Annotated in this window: 22 protein-coding genes; all 22 read right to left on the bottom strand. The window is 41.6% G+C overall.

What is annotated here, in order from left to right; all coding sequences use genetic code 11:
* Positions 1-65: 65 nt before the first annotated feature.
* Entirely contained in the window at positions 66-1,211 is a 1,146-nt protein-coding gene (locus tag JL53_RS00775; RefSeq protein WP_038406427.1) for a phage major capsid protein, read from the bottom strand.
* 33 nt (positions 1,212-1,244) lie between these two features.
* Positions 1,245-2,081, bottom strand: a complete 837-nt coding sequence (locus JL53_RS00770; RefSeq protein WP_038406426.1) for a head maturation protease, ClpP-related — start codon at positions 2,079-2,081, stop codon at positions 1,245-1,247.
* Positions 2,078-3,286, bottom strand: coding sequence for a phage portal protein (locus tag JL53_RS00765; RefSeq protein WP_038406425.1), 1,209 nt, complete (start codon positions 3,284-3,286; stop codon positions 2,078-2,080). The genes JL53_RS00770 and JL53_RS00765 overlap by 4 nt, the downstream gene beginning before the upstream one ends.
* Before the next feature lie 11 nt (positions 3,287-3,297).
* The gene (locus JL53_RS00760) at positions 3,298-4,899 is read right to left on the bottom strand and encodes a terminase TerL endonuclease subunit (protein WP_235317698.1); all 1,602 of its coding nucleotides are present in this window, start codon (positions 4,897-4,899) and stop codon (positions 3,298-3,300) included.
* Between the two features lie 31 nt (positions 4,900-4,930).
* Positions 4,931-5,284, bottom strand: coding sequence for a P27 family phage terminase small subunit (locus tag JL53_RS00755; protein ID WP_038406423.1), 354 nt, complete (start codon positions 5,282-5,284; stop codon positions 4,931-4,933).
* 123 nt (positions 5,285-5,407) lie between these two features.
* Positions 5,408-5,674: an HNH endonuclease gene (locus JL53_RS00750; protein WP_200340508.1), complete on the bottom strand. Its 267-nt coding sequence runs from the start codon at positions 5,672-5,674 to the stop codon at positions 5,408-5,410.
* Between the two features lie 173 nt (positions 5,675-5,847).
* Positions 5,848-6,390: a hypothetical protein gene (locus JL53_RS00745; RefSeq protein WP_038406422.1), complete on the bottom strand. Its 543-nt coding sequence runs from the start codon at positions 6,388-6,390 to the stop codon at positions 5,848-5,850.
* A complete protein-coding gene (locus JL53_RS00740) occupies positions 6,387-6,569 on the bottom strand; it encodes a hypothetical protein (RefSeq protein ID WP_038406421.1) in 183 nt (60 codons plus the stop codon). The genes JL53_RS00745 and JL53_RS00740 overlap by 4 nt, the downstream gene beginning before the upstream one ends.
* Positions 6,569-6,904, bottom strand: coding sequence for a nucleoside triphosphate pyrophosphohydrolase family protein (locus JL53_RS00735; protein WP_038408098.1), 336 nt, complete (start codon positions 6,902-6,904; stop codon positions 6,569-6,571). The genes JL53_RS00740 and JL53_RS00735 overlap by 1 nt, the downstream gene beginning before the upstream one ends.
* A gap of 13 nt (positions 6,905-6,917) precedes the next feature.
* The gene (locus JL53_RS00730) at positions 6,918-8,309 is read right to left on the bottom strand and encodes an SNF2-related protein (RefSeq protein ID WP_200881772.1); all 1,392 of its coding nucleotides are present in this window, start codon (positions 8,307-8,309) and stop codon (positions 6,918-6,920) included.
* Positions 8,306-8,587, bottom strand: coding sequence for a PDDEXK family nuclease (locus JL53_RS00725; protein WP_038406419.1), 282 nt, complete (start codon positions 8,585-8,587; stop codon positions 8,306-8,308). The genes JL53_RS00730 and JL53_RS00725 overlap by 4 nt, the downstream gene beginning before the upstream one ends.
* Before the next feature lie 312 nt (positions 8,588-8,899).
* The gene (locus tag JL53_RS00720) at positions 8,900-11,338 is read right to left on the bottom strand and encodes a virulence-associated E family protein (protein WP_038406418.1); all 2,439 of its coding nucleotides are present in this window, start codon (positions 11,336-11,338) and stop codon (positions 8,900-8,902) included.
* Positions 11,339-11,597: 259 nt separating this feature from the next.
* Positions 11,598-11,900: a hypothetical protein gene (locus tag JL53_RS00710; protein WP_038406416.1), complete on the bottom strand. Its 303-nt coding sequence runs from the start codon at positions 11,898-11,900 to the stop codon at positions 11,598-11,600.
* Positions 11,897-12,127, bottom strand: a complete 231-nt coding sequence (locus JL53_RS00705) for a hypothetical protein (protein WP_038406414.1) — start codon at positions 12,125-12,127, stop codon at positions 11,897-11,899. Before JL53_RS00705 ends, JL53_RS00710 begins: the two co-directional genes overlap by 4 nt.
* 275 nt (positions 12,128-12,402) lie before the next feature.
* Complete coding sequence (locus JL53_RS00695) at positions 12,403-12,636, bottom strand: hypothetical protein (protein ID WP_038406412.1); 234 nt, start codon at positions 12,634-12,636, stop codon at positions 12,403-12,405.
* The gene (locus JL53_RS00690) at positions 12,623-13,177 is read right to left on the bottom strand and encodes a hypothetical protein (RefSeq protein ID WP_038406411.1); all 555 of its coding nucleotides are present in this window, start codon (positions 13,175-13,177) and stop codon (positions 12,623-12,625) included. The genes JL53_RS00695 and JL53_RS00690 overlap by 14 nt, the downstream gene beginning before the upstream one ends.
* Positions 13,174-13,410: a hypothetical protein gene (locus JL53_RS00685; protein ID WP_038406409.1), complete on the bottom strand. Its 237-nt coding sequence runs from the start codon at positions 13,408-13,410 to the stop codon at positions 13,174-13,176. Before JL53_RS00685 ends, JL53_RS00690 begins: the two co-directional genes overlap by 4 nt.
* Positions 13,407-13,865 carry a hypothetical protein gene (locus JL53_RS00680; protein ID WP_038406408.1) on the bottom strand — a complete coding sequence of 153 codons (459 nt, stop codon included), beginning with the start codon at positions 13,863-13,865 and terminating at the stop codon, positions 13,407-13,409. Before JL53_RS00680 ends, JL53_RS00685 begins: the two co-directional genes overlap by 4 nt.
* 11 nt (positions 13,866-13,876) lie before the next feature.
* Positions 13,877-14,050 carry a hypothetical protein gene (locus JL53_RS15695; protein WP_200881771.1) on the bottom strand — a complete coding sequence of 58 codons (174 nt, stop codon included), beginning with the start codon at positions 14,048-14,050 and terminating at the stop codon, positions 13,877-13,879.
* Between the two features lie 15 nt (positions 14,051-14,065).
* Positions 14,066-16,000 (bottom strand): DNA polymerase, encoded by a 1,935-nt coding sequence (locus tag JL53_RS00675; protein WP_038406407.1) that lies wholly within the window; start codon positions 15,998-16,000, stop codon positions 14,066-14,068.
* Complete coding sequence (locus tag JL53_RS00670; protein WP_038406406.1) at positions 15,997-16,584, bottom strand: DUF2815 family protein; 588 nt, start codon at positions 16,582-16,584, stop codon at positions 15,997-15,999. The genes JL53_RS00675 and JL53_RS00670 overlap by 4 nt, the downstream gene beginning before the upstream one ends.
* Positions 16,585-16,601: 17 nt before the next feature.
* Positions 16,602-17,783: a DUF2800 domain-containing protein gene (locus JL53_RS00665; RefSeq protein ID WP_038406405.1), complete on the bottom strand. Its 1,182-nt coding sequence runs from the start codon at positions 17,781-17,783 to the stop codon at positions 16,602-16,604.
* Between the last annotated feature and the right edge of the window lies 1 nt (position 17,784).

The raw sequence follows: 17,784 nt of genomic DNA, 5'->3' as shown, positions 1-17,784 counted from the left end.
CAAGAATTGCTTTGAGCTCATTGTTCGTCATTTCTGCGTAACCCGTACTTCGAACTGGTACGGGCTCAGCTGGGTGTATCTAACTCTTTAATCAAGGTTAGCAATGGCTTTAAGTTCTCAATATCAAATACAAGGAAGGATGTGTTATCTTTTGGACGGCCATTCGCTAGCTGGCGGGCCGCAAAAACGGTTTGGTCTTCGAGGAAACGATATTCTTTAGAAGACTCGATTTTCCCGGTTGTACCAATTCCCATGAAATAGTCTGTTGGAACCCCTACAATTAACTTATTCTTCGCAACATAGCGTGATTGGATATTTTGTGCATTGATAGGTAACGTCTGCACATATTGCGCAGCGGACGTCATTGTCGTAATCGCTCCGAAGAATTTGGACCAATATGTTAGTGGGTTAAGCACGAAAATGATATCCGAAACCGCTCTTTTACCATCTAACGTAAGGGGCGCCATAATCTCCTCACCTAATGTTTGTGGCAGTAAATCGTTAAGAGTCTTCGCTGCTTTTGCAGGGTACTCTCCTCCAACCACCGCTCCATCAAGGTCTCGGTCCATACCAATCGGCATATCCTTCCCTGTCCCTGTTACGATAGCTTTCTCAAGACCAATTGCTAGTGCTTCTGATAGCAGTGTCACAATAAACTTATCAATCCAAACCGGGCCGAGGTCTAACGTTGAGTTATACAATGGGATAAACGCAGTAAGTTTTGTCTGACCGATTTCAATCTTCTCAAATCCATTGCTGAGTTCCTTTGTAATGGCATCCGTTACATCAGACCATAAAGCGCCTTCTGCATCGGCTTTACGATATAACCAACGGGTAATCCCGGTGGTATTGACAAAATCAATTGCCGCTAGCAATGGATGTTGCTCCTCCAGGTTTTCAAAGATGCGGTCATATACAGTAACTGGGATTACCACATCCAGATTATCTAATCCTTTATTTTCGATAATGGTGTTATAGAAATCTCGCTCTTGTGTATTTAGCACAGTGAACCCTCGTTGCGCCATCACCTGGTCGTCTGTAAGTCCCGCACGTGCTGCTTTTTCTGCTTCCGCCACTAACTGCGCCTGGAACCCTTCTGACCACTCTGAGATAGCTGCTGCTTGGACTTTAGGGTCTTCTGATGTCATTGCTTTGTCAAGAACGGCTTGAAGCTGTTCCTTTCCCATTTTTACTTTGTCTGGGTTTTTCATATTTTAACTTCCTCCTCAAAAATAAAAGCGCGCTCACTCAGACAATGCTTTAAAAGCATCGAAAAGTGGACTCGCCTTTGTTGTTTTATTTGTTGTTTTATTTGTTGTTTTATTTGACGGCTCTAGTGAACGAAGTACATTACTATCTTGCAGCTTAGCTGCGACCGCCATAGTTAACGCATCTATGTCTAGGGATTGCTTGGCTGGTTCGGACTTGGACTTGGTTTGCTCTTCTCTTACTAGGTTCTCTGGTACATTTCTGAATGTATTCGTAACAGGGCTTTTCGCTAATGCTACTTGTTGTAACGGATTTGTTACTAGTGTGGCAAAGCCTAGCTCATAAGCCTCCTGCCCCGACATCCATTTCTCTTCTGCCATCATGGACTCGATTTCGCTCACCTCTAAGGTTGTATGCATCCTGTAGGCGGCGATGATAGACTGCTTACTTGCATCTAACGCGCGGATGGCTGACTCAAGGTCTGACTTATTTCCGAAAGCGCCGCCTGCGGGTTCGTGTATCATCATCTGCGCATTTGCCGGCATTTCAATGATATCCCCGGCCATCGCAATTACCGAAGCAATAGAAGCCGCCATGCCATCGATGCGGACATGGATTTGTGCTGGGTGACGCACTAACTGATTATAGATAGCTTGCCCCTCGTATACGAATCCGCCATTAGAGTTGATGTTGACGTAAATCTTGCTAACATCTCCCAATGCGTCCAAGTCCTTTTTAAAATCAAATGATGTGATGTCTGACTCGTACCACTGAAACCCATCTGCCACTATATCGCCATAGATATCAATCTCGGCGGTATTCGATTCTGTATCTTTTTTAAAATTGAAACAAGAAAATTTCCGTTTTGTCATTCTTCATCACCTCCTTTCAAGTACTTATCAATCTCTGCGTAGTTCTTCGTAATAATATGCTCATCAGCCCAAGCCTCGTCAATTCGTTCTTTTCCGATAAACTCAAGCACATCGTTAACACTAAAGGCACCAATACGTACTAGAACTTCCATACTTCCCGCGATGTCCTTCAAATCAAAGGCTTTGATGCGGTCCGTTGAAATTTTAACGCAATTACCTGCTAAATATTCCTCTTTTGTAAATAGTTTTCTATTTAACTCGTTCTCAATCTGTTCGATGATAGGATTAATGCAGAATGTCAAAAAGTTATTAGTCATCTGTTCAATGTCCGCCACATCACCTTTTAGCAGACCGCGCGGGATATGAAACGCCATAGCGACGAGATCAATAACATCATCCACCGCGGCACGAATATCACGGCTACTGGCTTGATTCTTTGTATCCGAGCTGCTGAAATCATCTAGCTTTAGGCCCTCCTCTAGCGTAACTACGGAGTCTCCTTCGGCAAAAAAGTTCTTAAATCGGTTATTCATGAGGTCGTCGATTCGTTTATCTGCTTCTGATTCCTCATCACCTTCATTTTCGTACTTGTCAAACTCCTGGTCGAAAAGAGCACTGATGTAAAGCACAAGCTTTCGCGCATTCTTCCTATTATAGTTTTTAATAGAACCTGATATCAGTTTCCCATAGCTGTCATAAAGGCCATCAATAGTCGCACGAATTTGCTTGTTGTTTAGCTCTAAAAACAGTACGTCTTTCTCATAAAAAGTACGCTGGAAAACATAATTGTTAGATTCGACAAATTGATAGTCATTTGACTTAACTGCATATTTATTTCGCTGATATGAGTCCGCAACCAGTAACTGCATATCGTCCGTCTGTACAACTAGAGCACCCTCATCGCTATATATGAGCTGTGAGACTAAATCATTTAAAAAGGCTGTTTTCGATTGATTTATGTTTGGTTCTATGTTGAGACTGTAGTAAGTTTCCCCTTTATGGACTTTACCATTTTTGAATGTTTTAAATTCGCACCTTGCTAATGTTTTCGCGATTAAGTTTACACTTGTTTGAACAGCTAATTGCTTGAAGTATATATTTGCTGTAACCTCTTCAATTAAGTAATCCATTCGCTCCTTTCGAGCTTCATATGAATTCTTTTTACTGCCTGTGCCCAGGCTCAGAAAAGCATCTAGTAATCCCAAATTATCACCTCCTAGTAACTGTAACTTCGTGGTTTACGTCTAATACGTCTCACTTCTTTTAACTCACCATCTTGTGTTAGTGCATGAATCAGCGCCATAAATCCGTCGTTCTTACGTTTCTCAGGGTCTATTTTTTCAAAACTTACATTGCCTTTTGTATCAATATCCAAATAGGTATTATTTGTATACCAGCGCATCATCATGTCATTTCCGAAAACAAGTTTATGTTTAGCAAATAACATATCAACAAGGGGCAGCACTTTCGTGTGCGTCGTTTTCCCGTTTCGGACAATCCATGGCTCAAATCCGCGTGACGAAAGTTCAGGTTTCATATATTGATACTTATAGTCATCCATGCAGACCCGCTGTATTCGATACTTACGGGCTTGCACTTCAAACCAGTCCGCCACAATGTCTGGCTCTATTGTTTCACCCTGCACGATTGTGCAGAGTCCTTGTTTTACCGCAGCCTCAATATCAAAATTAAACTTCTGAACGACTAACGCCGAGGCGGGGATAAAAGTGTGATGTATCCAGTAGCGTTTGTCTGCGACTTTAAAGAGCAATCCCACAGCGCAAAAGTCGCGCACGCGTGCGTAGTCTACCGCTCCTATACAGTTCTGGCCAATTAGCTCTGGGAAGTCTTGATTAGTCGCCAGTATGTTATCCCAAGTCGCAACGGCCGTCGCCAGGTTCTCAGTAGGACAGTTCATTCTCTTTGTCATGAACTCAACCATAAGCGAGGGTGTCACTTTTGCAGTCTCGTACTCTTGCTCAACTTGAGCTCTGAGGTCACTGTTATATCGCAGCATCGGATTAGCCTTTTCCCAATTTCGCGGGTCGTGGACTTCCTCTGGGTCATCCAACTTACACATGAATGGAAATAGTTTCGAGTTCGGCAACTCCCCACGAAGCACCATTTTTGCCCGCTCTTTTATATCGTCCAGAACGCTACCTCGGATATAGCCGTCGGTTGTCAGATAAAAACGACGAGCGAACGGAACTTTACCCAGCCCTGTAGTGTGAACATTGAAAGATTTGTATGAGTCGTAAGCGTGCGCTTCATCAAAGCCAACCGCACCTGGACGTCCGCCATCTTTAGTTTTTGGATTTGAGGTTCTCGCTTTAATAGTTGAACCATTTTTCCGATTGCGGATTTCAGTCTTACTCCAGGAGTATCGGCTTTTCATAAATTCTTTATTGTTCTCAAGCATGTCTCGAATGTCTTTGAAGGAGGTCATCGCTTGCTCTTCTGACGTAGCTACAATGTCTACGTTATAGTTTTTGACATTATGATTTGACGTTGTCAGCTCAAACGAAGACTCAGACAGAATTGTATTTTTACCAAAGCCGCGTCCTGCATATATGAAATATTCGTTAAACATAAGCTCAAGCTCACCCTGTTCATTTCTTACAAAAACATAAGTGATGAAAGTTAGTAAGAACTTTTGAAAGGGGTATTGCTTAAACTCGAAAAAACGCTCTGCATTTGCAAGAGCGTTATCAATTCGTTTATTATCCACAAAAGCATTAGGCGCATCTAGTTTAGCTCGGAGAAAAGGCATGAGGTCTTTCATTTCTTGTGAGCTAGGAACCTCCCCGCTATCTACCATATACATCCATTCCGATATCGCTGGATGGTACTTATACGGTATCATCTATATCCCCGCCTGTAACATCTGCTGCCGCCTCTGGATTCATGTCGAGATATGCGAGAATACTAAGCATTTGCTTATTGACTTTTTGCTGTTCTGGGACAGAGTCATTTTTCTTCATGCCGTGCGTTCCTACTACTACAACTCCGCGTTCTGATATATCGAGCTCTAGCTGGCATGCGGTATCCCACAATGACATGTACTGCTCTACTATGTCCAGAAAGGGCTCTCTTTTTGCATCCTTTATTTCTAGATGTTTCAAAAGTGAGTTTCTGATTTTACCACGCCTTTGTTTGTAACTCTGTGATTTTGCTAAAATTTCCCAGCTTTTATTTTCTGCCATTTTTCTCACATCCTCTCACATGGGAGTTTAAAAAAGTTGGACACCCATGCCCCTTCCCCGTTGTTCGGTTTCCCAAAAACTTGGTCATTTGGTTTGACCGGGGGGTGCATATTTCTTCTAGATTTACCAGCGCTCTTCATTTTCAAATTTCTTTTTCTGTTTCTGTAACTTTTCTGGGTGTTCTCTGTTGTGATGAACTTTACAGACACATACTAGGTTACTTAGTACTAATGCCAGCTCAGGATATTCTCGCACTTCTTTGATGTGGTGAACAGCTTCACATCTGTTGTGTTTACCTTCTTGCTTGCATAGTTGACACTCGTTGTTGTCTCTACGCTTTGCATCTGCTCGTACCTTCTTCCACTCCTTCGAGTTATAAAAGCGAGTCATATCATCTAGCAATATCATTCGTACTATCTCGGCTGTTGTCAAAGCCTGTCACCCTCTCATAAATAAGAGCCCAGCGCATAATGCACTAGACCCTTATCTATTTAGCTATCTTACTCTAACATATTAGCATGAATAGTGTCGCACATTGGTCGCAAAAAAGTCGCATGACTCTATCAGCGTTGGAATATATCCTCAATACCATCTACCCCAAACATAAGCACACCCAATGTCTCACATGCTCTGTTTACTTCGCGGTAGATTGTACTCCTATCTGTGTTGTATTTCTCACTTACTTTCTCAGCTGTTAGCTTCTTCGGATTCAAATACATATCTTTAACTATTCGATAACGACGACTATCTTCAACAGTCCCAGCAGTGCAAGCCTTCTCGTATGTTTGCAGAACACTATCAACATACTTCATCATCAGCTCTGTCTTAATCTCCGTATCCGTTAAAGATTTAATATCTAATGTTCTACCACCCATTAAATTAAGGAACGGCTCTAGAATAGTTAGGTCCTTCACTACATCATCACAATATAACTTTAAGTTGCGATAGTTCTTTAACAGCAACTTAACATTACGTAATCGCCAGCTGTAATCTTTCTTCTTCTGTTGCTTTTGTAATTTACTGTACTCTTCTGTTGCTGTCTTTGTTGCCATTGCTGTCACTATCTCTAGCTGTTTCTTACTTAAACCAATTGCGTGTTTACTCATCCAGCACTCCCTCCCTCAAAAACATGCACAATGAATCCTAACGCAATGTATCCCAGTAATGCTCCACCAGTATTTAGCAACCCACTGACGTACGCAAGGAATGGTGCTAATATCATTAATAAAACAAACATAAGCCAGCATGCATGCATCACAATACGCCACATTACTTTTCTTGTCATTAGCCATTCTCCTTTCTGTTAATACTATCGGTCTTGCTAAACCCATCTGGGTATCGTGCTTCAAGTTTAGCTATATTATCCTTCGCTACATCGGATAGGTTTACCCCAAGCATCATTGCTAGCTGAGACACATACCACAGTACATCGCCCAACTCTGATATTAAATCGTCTATACTTAGTTTGTGTCCGTGGAAAGCGTGCTTTTTGATTATATCTGCTACCTCACCAGCCTCGCCTGCCGTTCCAAGTGCATAGTTCAGTAAGCTCATCACATCATCTTTACCTTGTGCTGTATTTGTTCGCATTGCCTTTTGCTGGTACTCATTCAAAGTCATTCCATAACCCACATTATCTCCGCCTTTCATCATTCTTCACTTCCTCAAGTCTTGCTTTAACCGCCTCAAGCAATGCATCTTGTCCTACTTTCTTGCTGCTTAATGCTGTGATAACCTTCTCGTCTAATGTGTTCTTAGCTACTATGTGATGTATTATCACAGACTCTCTCTGTCCCTGCCGGAATAACCTCGCATTAGCCTGCTGATAGAGTTCTAAGCTCCAAGTTAGACCAAACCAAACTACTATATGCCCTCCATCTTGGAGATTCAGTCCATGCCCTGCACTGGCTGGATGCGCAAGTAGCACGCTTGTCTTACCTGCATTCCATTTCTTGATACTTTTTGAGTCTGTTAACTTTTCCGGTCTATGCTTCTTTAAGTGTTTTAGTAACCGTTTCTCGTCATGTTTATAGCTGTAGAAAACAAGAACAGGCTGGCCATTGCTTTCCTCGATGATGTCCGCTAAGGCTTCCAGTTTCTTATTGTGTATCTCTTGATAGTCTTGATTTTCGTCGTATATTGCCCCATTCGCTATCTGTAGCAGTTTATTAGAAAGCACTGCGGCCGAGTCTGCTACTACATCTGAGTTCTCAAATTCTAGAAGTAGTTCCTTTTCTAGTTCTTTGTACTGCGCCCTTGCCTTGCTTGGCAGGGTAACGGCAACAGTATTATCTATTCGTTTAGGCATATCAAGCCAGTCCTCGGCTTTCATACTCACGCATATATCACTAATTTTATGATGGATAAGTTCCTCTGCCCCATCGCGTAATTTCCAGTCAAATATCACATGCCCGTTTCTTGCACCCGCTGTGAAATATCTTTCTAGGTATGCTCGTTTCGTTTTACCTAGACGTTCGCCTCTGTCTAACAAATAAATCTGGGGCCATAAGTCTAACAGTGTGTTCGGTGCTGGCGTTCCTGTAAGTCCTACAAGTCGTTTAATCTTTGGAAGTACTTTTCGTAATGCCTTGAATCGCTGTGACTTACTGTTTTTAAAACTAGAGAATTCATCTACAACTACCATATCGAAGTCCCAGCTTTTACCAATGTAATCAACCAACCAAACTAAATTCTCACGATTGATGACGTAGATATCGGCTTTCTGGTTTAAGGCACTCTCTCTTTGCTTAAGAGGCCCTAAAACTTTGGAAACTTGTAAAAAAGTGGTGTGGCTCCACTTCTCAGCTTCTCGACTCCACGTATCTTCTGCTACTCGAAGTGGAGCTATGACAAGCACTTTGCTAACTTCTAAGTTGCTATACATTAGTTCAGCGATAGCCGTTAAGGTTGTTACGGTTTTTCCCATGCCCATGTCTAGAAATAAGCCACACTTAGGGAAAAGCAGTATCTTCTCTATTGCAAAATCCTGATAGTCATGTGCTTTGAACTGTATTGGCCCACTCATAGAATCATCTCAAAGAGGTCCATTAAACCATTAACTTGTTCTTTTGTATCTACCTTGCAGTGCCAATGCCCCTCCGCTTCAATTTGTTTCTTTCTCTTTCTTTGTAGTTTTTTGAGCTCTTTTCCCGGTGCCTTCAATTCCACAAAAGCGACTTTCTTGTTAAGCATCACTATCCTGTCTGGTACTCCTCGCGTTCCCGGACTTGTAAATTTCCAACAAAGCCCACCGCGTTTCTGCACCTGCTCCCTCAGATATGTCTCGATTTTGGATTCTAGCATTTTACCACCTCTTTTAAATTTCACATTTCAAAATGTAGGTGTCCACAAAAAAACGTTCGTTTTATACTATATACGTGTATAGGCGTGTACAGGCGCCTCGCGCCCACATAATACACCTAAACTACTCTTATATATATAAATATTGTTCCTTTGTGGACACTAAGGCCTGAACTCTACGGGCTGTATGCTCCTACCCGTCCACAAAGGGTGTCCACAAAGAAAAAACATGTGGACGGGTAGAAAGTCCTATTATGTGGACACTTGGCGCGTTTGTGGACGCCTCTTGTGGACACCCTTTTTTCACAAACTTCTTTATCTTGGTAAAGCTTTTCTAGTAAAAGCTCGTTGTTTTCCATAAATTTTTCCAAAACGTAGCGCCTCTTGGTTATACTCCCAGCCTTCAATATTTCTTAGTGCGTCATTTATCTCACGTGCTTTCTGCTTTGTCAGTTGTTTTGCTTCGCCATCCAGCACTTCGCACCATATCTCCATTGCGCACGTCTTGTCCCTCAACCCTAAGCCATCTTGCTCCACTTCCTCGAAGTCTTCGCCCTTTAAAAAGGCTCTTCTAGCTGATGCGTTCCATTCACTCCAATCCGCTGGAACTGGTGTCTCAAGATATTCACGGATGAGGCCTTCTAATGCATTTGATTCCGTAAATTTAGCTTGTTGTATCTTCGCTTGTTTTTCTAGTTCGCCTTGTAAATAAAGCGACTCCCCTTCTTTAAATCGGACAAATGCTTCTGCCCAAATCTGGTTTACTTCGTCTTCTTGCAAATCCTTAAACACCGATTTCTTACCAAACCCCTGAACTTCCACAGGCCAGAAACGCCGATTTCCGGTTCCGTCCCGCAAAAACGTGTTATCATTTGTAGTCGCTATGAAAATGCACTGTCGTGGAAAGCCCTGTACATTCTCACCATAGGCGACACGAAAGCGGTCTTCTCTTGCTGATATAAATGCTTTTGCTTTCTCTACTTCTGTTTTATTCAAAGCAGACAATTCACCCAGCTCCATTATCCAGTAGCCTTGCAACAACTCATATGCCGATTTTCCATGTAAATCTTCTAGGCTATCCGAATACCATTCTTTTCCAAGCTTATCTAGTAATGTACTTTTTCCAATCCCTTGCATACCTGTTAATGTGAGAACCTGGTCAAATTTGATACCAGGAACCTGCACCCTAGCCACCGCGGCTACAAACGTCTTGCGTGTCACAACTCTTGTATACTCCGAATCAGTCGCACCTAGATAATCAATCAATAATGTATCAAGTCGCTTTTTCTTGTCCCATTCTAGTTCGTTTAAATAATTTCGCACAGGGTGAAACCGTTGACGGTGCATGACCTCTCTTAACGCATCTTTAATTTTTTCCTTGCCACTAATTTGATATACAGACTCTAGATAATTTCGCAAAGCACTATCATCTAAATCATTCTTCTCCTCTACCTTTTTAGCAGTCTTCCTCCAAGGCACATTGCCAAGAATAGACATGCGGTAATTAAATTCGTTATAGCCAAATTTCCCTCTCAAATGTGGGTCATTTTCTAGAATTCTTAAGATGTTCGGTGCGGTAGACTCTATTTTTCCGTTTCGGTTCAGTGTTAGCTTCTTCATCCAGCTTTTATCTACTTCTTCGATTTCCTCATCCGCTTCATCTAACATGTCCGCAAAATCTTCCAAGGCACTTGTGAGCGACGACTCAACTAGATGTTCTTTAACGTTATCATCATTTCTAGCAAAGTCCGCCATAGCCAAGAAAGAAGGCAAGCGATTGACTGGAGTTCCTTCCTGTGCGTCATCGTCCTGTGCGCCAAATTTGTGAATGCGTACTAAATCAAATGCATTCACTAACTTCTCTGAGATAGGGTCGGTGCCATGATGGCTATAAGCAAATAGCCCATCCTCATATAACACCAGTCCACCCGCTGTGCTTCCGTCCGTATAGGTGTATCGCCCGTCATTTGTCGGCTCGTACTTGTCCGCCAAAAAGGTCTCGATGGCATCCTGTATCATATAAGTTTTACAGAAAGCTCCTACAATACCGTGTTTCTCTAGTGGATTTCCTTGTCTATCAGCTAATTTTTTACGGGCATTTTCACGTCTAGACGACTCTGGCCAGAACGAGGGGTCCGCCCAGTCATCGTAGCGGGCCAGCACTCTATCTGGGTCTAACCAGTCCCCATCTTGATAGTGAAACTCAAATGTGCCATTCTTTGCGGTGCTCGGCCAGTACATTAAACGGTGAGGCTGATAAGTCGTATCGTCAAATACGTCGATATCCAAATCGGCTGCAATCCTTCTACTAACCGCTTGATACTCATCTGGTGTAACTGCTCTTGCTAGCGGGATAACTACCCGCAATCGTGGCTTTTCAGCTGTGTGTTTGTGTGTAGAGTATACAGCACATGCAAAGTTATAGAATAGCTCTATTTCTTCCCAAAGACCGGGTGCTGCAAAATCAGCATCTAGTGTGATTAATTGCCGCCACTTCACATTCTCAGCTTTACGTCGTCCTTTTAGCAGTGTACCACCTACAAACCCACCAATATCTTTTATGCTAGATTGCTCTGCTTTCGACATCTGCAAATACTCATCGATAGTTTCGCTCGTTCTGGTTGTTTGACTTATTTTTTCTAGTACTTTTTGCCATGAGGTCTCTTTGTTCTTCCACGCTTTTTCTTTTCGGCTTTTTCCGACCGCTAGGGTCAGTTTGCCATCTGCGGAGACAGCAATATCTTTCGCATTCAATTACTAACCTCCTCTCTTTACAGTTATCTCGTTTCTTGCTAGCTATTTAGTGTATAGACTAAACTTATTATCGCTATTAATAGGGAGATAGTAGCGATAACTAAATGCCCTTTATTATGCCCTTCACTTTGTGCTTGTTCATGCACAATGCCTTTCCGATAAATGGAGGATAGACCTAGCGCACGCTGAACAGTATAGTCATCCAGCTCGTCGATTGCGCTAAAAGATAGCTTCTTTACAGGAGGACTCCACGTCCTATCTAAGCCCATTTTGATAGTATTCGAATCTCCCCCTCGAGATTTGTAAATCTATTATCCCCAATACGCTCCCCGAATATATCCGTAGCCCCTCTTTCAGAAACTATAGGGTCACCTCGCATTAACCTTTTATTTCCGACAGGGTTATATCGATGATGGACAGGTACAATCATCCAGTTGTGGACGTGCCTCATTATCCCGTTTTCATCAATGAATACACTTTTATTAACCAGCTTTTTACAAATACACTTATACTCAAAGTTATAGATACATGCTAATTCATCATTTACTCTAAACTCAGTCATTCCGCTTCCTCCCACTCATATCTAACTACTAATATTTTTGATACATTAAGCATATATCTCCGTTCGCTATCATCAGGAAGTGAGACAATTAGTAATTTATGATTTAGTATCTTATCTACGTATAAAACAGTTCCTTTTGGGACTTTAGCGTAACCTTGCAAATCCGCCCTATTGCACTCTGTATCCGTTAAAGTTTGAACCCGGTCACCTTTTTTGATTATATTCATCCTGCTACTCCATTCTCATAGTCAGACCTACGAACCAACTCCGCTAAAACTTCCATGTCACCGCATATCATGATTTGAAGTATTATATAAGTACCTACGTCAGAACTTAGGTGTTCAATAGCAAAATTGCTTTGTAGGTGGAATCTTTTAAAAAAACTCTTATCATGCGTCTTGAACAAGGTACCGCTAACCGAATTTAACTTAATATGAGTATTGTTAGTGTTGTTAGTTGTCTCAGACATTTTCAAAAACCCTCCTCGAATCAATATAATGCATTATTTTTCCACTTCTTCTTCAAAGTCCTCAATAATTTCTTTCAACACGAGTAGCTCATTTAGCATTCTTTGATTGTGTTCTGCGATTTTATGTGTTTTTCGCATTTCTCCTCTTTTGAATGGGTGTATAAAAGTCTTCTGATTATCAATCAATTCTTGCATTTCATCAATTTCATTTTGCGTTAAAAGTCTAACTGCTCCCATAATTAAGTCGATTTTCTCAAGTCCGTTCATTTTCTGATACCTCGATTCCAAGCAGATTTTTATCGAGCGGTACAATGGCAATTTGGTTTTGATTCGACTTAGCGTTTACATTGATGTCGCTCACATCAAATCCCAAATTTTTCAATACTTCATATCCTTGCTTCGAGGAGATAGCTTTTAATTGAGCCTTCAATTTGGCATATTCTTGGTGAACTGCATTTATATCAGAGTCGTGTTTGTATCGTAATCGACGTGCATTATCTTCTCTAGCAAATCGAAGGTCTGACAATCTATCAATTAAATATTCATAAGATGGTATTTGCGTGTCGTTACTTGCCGATGAAAGGTGACTGTACCGAACAGGTAAATATTCGTACAATTTTTCAGCAAGTTCGATAGCTTTATTTCTACATAATATGAATTCCTTTAGCTCCGCTTCCAAATCGTTATTCTCTACGATTTTCTGTACGTACAGTTTAGATTCGTTCTCTTGCTCTTGTCTCAATTTCGCAAGCTTTTTCTTTTTTGCTTCTTCCACTAGTGCGTATAAATCTTTTTTGTAAATAGTCATTCTGCTTCCTCCTTCATTTCAATAGCTTCAAATCGCAATTCGGGAAATCTAACTTTCATTTCTTGTAATGCTATTAAAGCTTTAGCTTCAGATTCATAAATTACAGGTCTAAGTTTAGATGTCGAAAATACTAACATGTCCCCTATTTTCGAATACTCAACGATAAATCTAGTTGGGCCCTTTTTTTTAGTACCAGCACGTATGACGTATTCTCGTTCTTTTGTTTGTGTCATTCCCAGCCCTCCTTACGTTGTAAAATGTAGTTTGTAAATTCATCTAACGTTTTGCGTGTAATAATTTTGTCTGTGTCAAAATACTTTTCTATTTCATCACACAACTGATAGCTTTTGAATCCTGAAACAGAGTGTATGAGACGTTCTGATAAAAGATGTTCTAAAACAAGTGTATCGATTTGACGATTCGTATTAAATGCGCATATAGCTAATTCAATAGTCCATCCTAAAGTGTTTTTATCACTCGTTTTCTTTATTGAATTATATAGTTCTGTTTCAAGCTTAGAGCCTTTTGTTTTATAATCTTCGATATTTAATTCGTTAATATTCTTGAATAAATCAATAAGCGGCAAATAGCGTTTTATCATCTCTATATCGTCCAGAAAGGTGTGAACGAAAGCTGATTTTGTCAACACAATCGCTATATAGATTTCATTGTTTACTTTGTAAGACACGTTTACACCTCCTAATCATCCTCAATTTTGATAACGCACAAACCGTTCTCTCCGACACGTTTTTTATACGAATTAGACATATAAAACAGTATCGTATCGCGAGTTACGTTTTTAAACTCTGCTAGTTCTGTTAATGTGCCGATTATCAGTAGATCGTCGCCTTTATACATTGCATATTCGGTCATGTTCTCACTCCTTGTTTAATCTTTCATATAAAAAGCGGAAGAGAACCCATCTCCCTTTAGCGGCAAACCCGGAGCCCAAGAAATCGGCTCAGCGAGTATTGCATTTAGCTTTCTAATCGAGCTCTCTGACGCTGGAACCTCTGTGATAGCTTCATCGTGTACATGCATCACTGTGCTAATCCCTGCGTCTTCAATTCGTTGTAGCGAGACTGCTAAACAATCCCGCGCTATTGCTTGAACAATGTTCTCGACTAATTTACCACCATAGGTGTGTTGCTTGTGCCAACCTTTTTCTGAGGTCCCCTCATAGCATATTTGCTCGCCGTATTTGCTGGGTACCAGTTTAGCTTTGAAATAAGCCAAGTCGCGCCCACTCGGCAGCTGAATGAACAAGATGCCTGCTTTGTAATGAAAAGTAAGTCCTTTATACCTTTGGCTTTTTCGCGTTGCGATTGCCGTCTTCGCTCTGTTTTCAACACCTCGCCACAGTTTAGTAATCGCTGGGCTCGCCTTTCTCCAAGCGTCCACAATGCCTTGCAGTTCGTTCTCTTGAAGTCCCATTTCTAATGCACCCATAGCAATTAACGCATTCACGCCGCCGTTATAGCCAAGAGCGAGCTCTGAGACTTTCCCTTTTTGACGTAAGTTCTTGTCCACTTCGTTAATAGGTATATGAAACATCTGAGAAGCCGAAGCTTCGTATATCTTTCCGTGACTGTTAAATACATCTAATCGCCACTGTTCACCTGCAAGCCACGCGATAACACGTGCTTCGATGGCGCTAAAATCGGTAATGTCGAAGGTATAACCATCTTCCGCAACAAAAGCGGTTCTGATGAGCTGTGAGAGTACATCAGGCACACTACTATACATCATCTCGAAGGCTTCATAATCACCTATCTTCAAGTCTTTTCTAACCTCATCAATGTCCTTGATATAGTTTCGAGGAAGGTTCTGTACTTGAACTAGTCGCCCCGCCCAACGCCCGGTTCTATTAGCGCCATAGAACTGTAGTAGGCCTCGAATTCGTCCGTCATTGCATCTTGCATGTTTCATTTTTTCATATTTCTTTATGCTTGTTTTTGACATCTCTTGACGTAGTAGCAACATCTTTCTTACATCCTTGTCAAGACTCCTATCTGAAAGCAGTTTAGATACAGATTCTTTATTCAAACTAGTGACAGGGTAGCCTTTCTCAGCTAGCCAGTTTTTTTGCTGAGCAACAGAGTTCGGGTTTTCTAAGCCTGTTAATTCTTTCGCTTTCTTAAACAAGCGTTCTTGATACCACTCTTGGCATGCGATAGCGTGATTTACAAGTGAAATGTCTACTTTAACCCCTCTATCAACTATTCGTTGGTCCAGTTCCCAATTACGTTGCTCCTCTATCGGAAAAGGGAATTTAGATATTTTATTAGATATAGCCCTCTCTACTATCACGTCTTGTCTACAATATTCCATGAACTTAGCCCACTTCTCCGGAGCATGTTCGGGGTAGTTTCGTGTTCGGCCACCGTTAGCTTTTGTCGGCTTGCAAGGCATACAGAAGTATCTTATGAGGGCCTTTCCCTCGCTGTCTTTTTCCTGGTCTAGCTTGAGCGCTTTGGACATCATATCTAAGCTAGCTGGCAATCCTAGTAAGGTCCCATGCACCATCGTGCATCGCCACTGCTCCGGTGGCATTTCACAATCATAATATCTAGCAAGACAGGTCCTTTCAAAATTAGCGTTATGCGCTGTCTTGAGTACATCCGGATTTGTCAAATCATTGAGTACATACTCGGGTAGTTCATCGATAGTAAGGTCTACAATTTCAACCTTATCGTCGCTATAGGCATATGCCAAGAGGATGATTTCAAAAGCTTCATCCTCCGCATAGGCATAGGTACCACAATTCCTGATGTCCCGGCCTGAGTAGGTCTCGATATCAATACTCAGTGTTTTTTGACTCATAGGTCATCTTCGTCCTCGTCATCCTCTTCGTCCTCGTCAAAGTCATCATCGTAATCATCCAAATCGTCGTCAAAGTCATCCTCTGCACTTAACGCACTGAATCCAAGTGGTTCACCATCTTCTAGGAATAATAAATTATTCAAACCTACCGCGATGCCTTTGCTTCCATTACTGTTATATGCATATAAGTCAATACTAGCGCGACCATAACAGCCACTGTAGAACTCTTCCGCTGTTAGTTCTTTCCGTTTTTTGTTAATTACGCCGGGTTGACGTTTACTATTTGCATTGACAAAATACTTGCCTTCGAATTCTTCCATTTCGTCACGCTCTTCGTCTCCATCACGAAGCGGGATTTTTAAGTTTTTCGGAGCAGTGCCATTTTTGCCTCCCCAGACTGTGATTGCCTCTTTGCTCTCTTTCAATTCCTTAATTGCGGATTTAATAGCTTTCACTGTCTTTTTGTCTGTTTTGTCAATAATTAAGCAAACACTGTATTTCTTTTCCTGACTTTCGTCTCCTGCCCACGGCTCAAACACATGCACATAACTAAATCTGACCTTACCTGTTTTTACTTTTACCATTTTTACAACATCTCCTCTTAATTTTCTAAATCGTCAGCGAAGTCATCCGCTGCGTCTGCTTTCAATTTAATTGCTTTCCTTTTGTCACTTTCAATTACAAGTGTTGGTTTTCCAGGTGGCTTTTCAATTAAATCACCTAAAATAACTCCAACTTGCTTTTTACCGATTAGCTTTTCCATATCTGTTATACTGATGAGTTTTTTGCTAAGTAACTCCTCTTCTGAGTAACCCTCTAACTCTAAAACGCCTTGCACCATTTCTGCGTCAACATACCTCCGATTACTCCGACCTTCGACTAATTTCCATCCGGGAAATTCCGTGCCTTTAGCCTCTGCTTCTTTCAGTGCAAAATCTTTTACATCATCTGCCCAACTTTTTAATTCTGCAACCTGACCCAATATTCTCGCAATTTCTTCTGGTTGCAACAAGCGCGGGTCTTTAAAGTCATAGCTTGTTAGTGCAAGATTAGCCTCAGCACGGGCCTTACAGATTTTGCGTGCTCGGCAGAATTTACACCAAGGTCCTGCGTTTAGTTCGCCTTCTCCCGCATCCGCAAGTAGTGCCGCTGGTTTTACGACGTTCTCTGCCCAATCAAGTAAATCACTTACCTCCATCTCAAATTCAGTCACGCTGTCTAAGCGAGGTTGTACAATAGTCATTCGAACTGTGTGTATCGTGTGCTCCAATTCGAAAGCATTATATGCGCCAAGACCGTAAAGCATGAGCTGGCTATTCTCCTCTGCTGAAACAGGAACACCCTTTCCAAATTTCAGGTCTACAATTTCAACCACACCATTGCCTACGATTACCGCGTCACCTGTACCGAACCCACCTCTTGCATAGTCGGAATAGTCCAGCTGTTGCTCAATAGAAAGAACTGCGTTTTTGTCTGCTGCATGAGCTTCCTGAAACTTCTCAATTACAATAGTTGTGTAAACTTCTACATGCTCAATCATCGAAGCATCATATAAACTATTTTTCTTTAAACGGTTTAGCTTTCTAGCATATTTCGCCTTGTCCACATCGCCATTAAATTTTTGAAGCAGTAGCTCTGCAAAGCTGTGTGCCAGCGTGCCTTCTTGTGCAAAAAACCCGCCATTTCCCTGCTCTGGAAACTTTGCCTCAAGCGCAATGGACGGCGTGCAATTTAGCCAACGACTCGACCCCGAAGCCGATAACTTCGCGTGAACTTCGGGCATC

Origin of the sequence: Listeria ivanovii subsp. londoniensis, assembly GCF_000763495.1 — a bacterium.
GTDB lineage: Bacteria > Bacillota > Bacilli > Lactobacillales > Listeriaceae > Listeria > Listeria londoniensis.
The sequence above is the reverse complement of the archived record's forward strand: the minus strand, read 5'-3'. Positions and strand labels throughout refer to the sequence as shown.

Bases quoted from the DNA above. Each gene is read 5' to 3' on its own strand.
- JL53_RS15695 (WP_200881771.1), bottom strand. From the start codon at position 14,050: ATGACCGAATATGCAATGTATAAAGGCGACGATCTACTGATAATCGGC.
- JL53_RS00695 (WP_038406412.1), bottom strand. From the start codon at position 12,636: ATGAACGGACTTGAGAAAATCGACTTAATTATGGGAGCAGTTAGACTT.
- JL53_RS00750 (WP_200340508.1), bottom strand. From the start codon at position 5,674: ATGACTCGCTTTTATAACTCGAAGGAGTGGAAGAAGGTACGAGCAGAT.
- JL53_RS00705 (WP_038406414.1), bottom strand. From the start codon at position 12,127: ATGAATATAATCAAAAAAGGTGACCGGGTTCAAACTTTAACGGATACA.
- JL53_RS00725 (WP_038406419.1), bottom strand. From the start codon at position 8,587: ATGCTAGAATCCAAAATCGAGACATATCTGAGGGAGCAGGTGCAGAAA.
- JL53_RS00675 (WP_038406407.1), bottom strand. From the start codon at position 16,000: ATGAGTCAAAAAACACTGAGTATTGATATCGAGACCTACTCAGGCCGG.
- JL53_RS00735 (WP_038408098.1), bottom strand. From the start codon at position 6,904: ATGACTTTGAATGAGTACCAGCAAAAGGCAATGCGAACAAATACAGCA.
- JL53_RS00730 (WP_200881772.1), bottom strand. From the start codon at position 8,309: ATGAGTGGGCCAATACAGTTCAAAGCACATGACTATCAGGATTTTGCA.
- JL53_RS00685 (WP_038406409.1), bottom strand. From the start codon at position 13,410: ATGACACAAACAAAAGAACGAGAATACGTCATACGTGCTGGTACTAAA.
- JL53_RS00670 (WP_038406406.1), bottom strand. From the start codon at position 16,584: ATGGTAAAAGTAAAAACAGGTAAGGTCAGATTTAGTTATGTGCATGTG.
- JL53_RS00665 (WP_038406405.1), bottom strand. From the start codon at position 17,783: ATGCCCGAAGTTCACGCGAAGTTATCGGCTTCGGGGTCGAGTCGTTGG.
- JL53_RS00760 (WP_235317698.1), bottom strand. From the start codon at position 4,899: ATGGTAGATAGCGGGGAGGTTCCTAGCTCACAAGAAATGAAAGACCTC.
- JL53_RS00710 (WP_038406416.1), bottom strand. From the start codon at position 11,900: ATGACTGAGTTTAGAGTAAATGATGAATTAGCATGTATCTATAACTTT.
- JL53_RS00690 (WP_038406411.1), bottom strand. From the start codon at position 13,177: ATGACTATTTACAAAAAAGATTTATACGCACTAGTGGAAGAAGCAAAA.
- JL53_RS00770 (WP_038406426.1), bottom strand. From the start codon at position 2,081: ATGACAAAACGGAAATTTTCTTGTTTCAATTTTAAAAAAGATACAGAA.
- JL53_RS00740 (WP_038406421.1), bottom strand. From the start codon at position 6,569: ATGACAAGAAAAGTAATGTGGCGTATTGTGATGCATGCATGCTGGCTT.
- JL53_RS00755 (WP_038406423.1), bottom strand. From the start codon at position 5,284: ATGGCAGAAAATAAAAGCTGGGAAATTTTAGCAAAATCACAGAGTTAC.
- JL53_RS00745 (WP_038406422.1), bottom strand. From the start codon at position 6,390: ATGAGTAAACACGCAATTGGTTTAAGTAAGAAACAGCTAGAGATAGTG.
- JL53_RS00775 (WP_038406427.1), bottom strand. From the start codon at position 1,211: ATGAAAAACCCAGACAAAGTAAAAATGGGAAAGGAACAGCTTCAAGCC.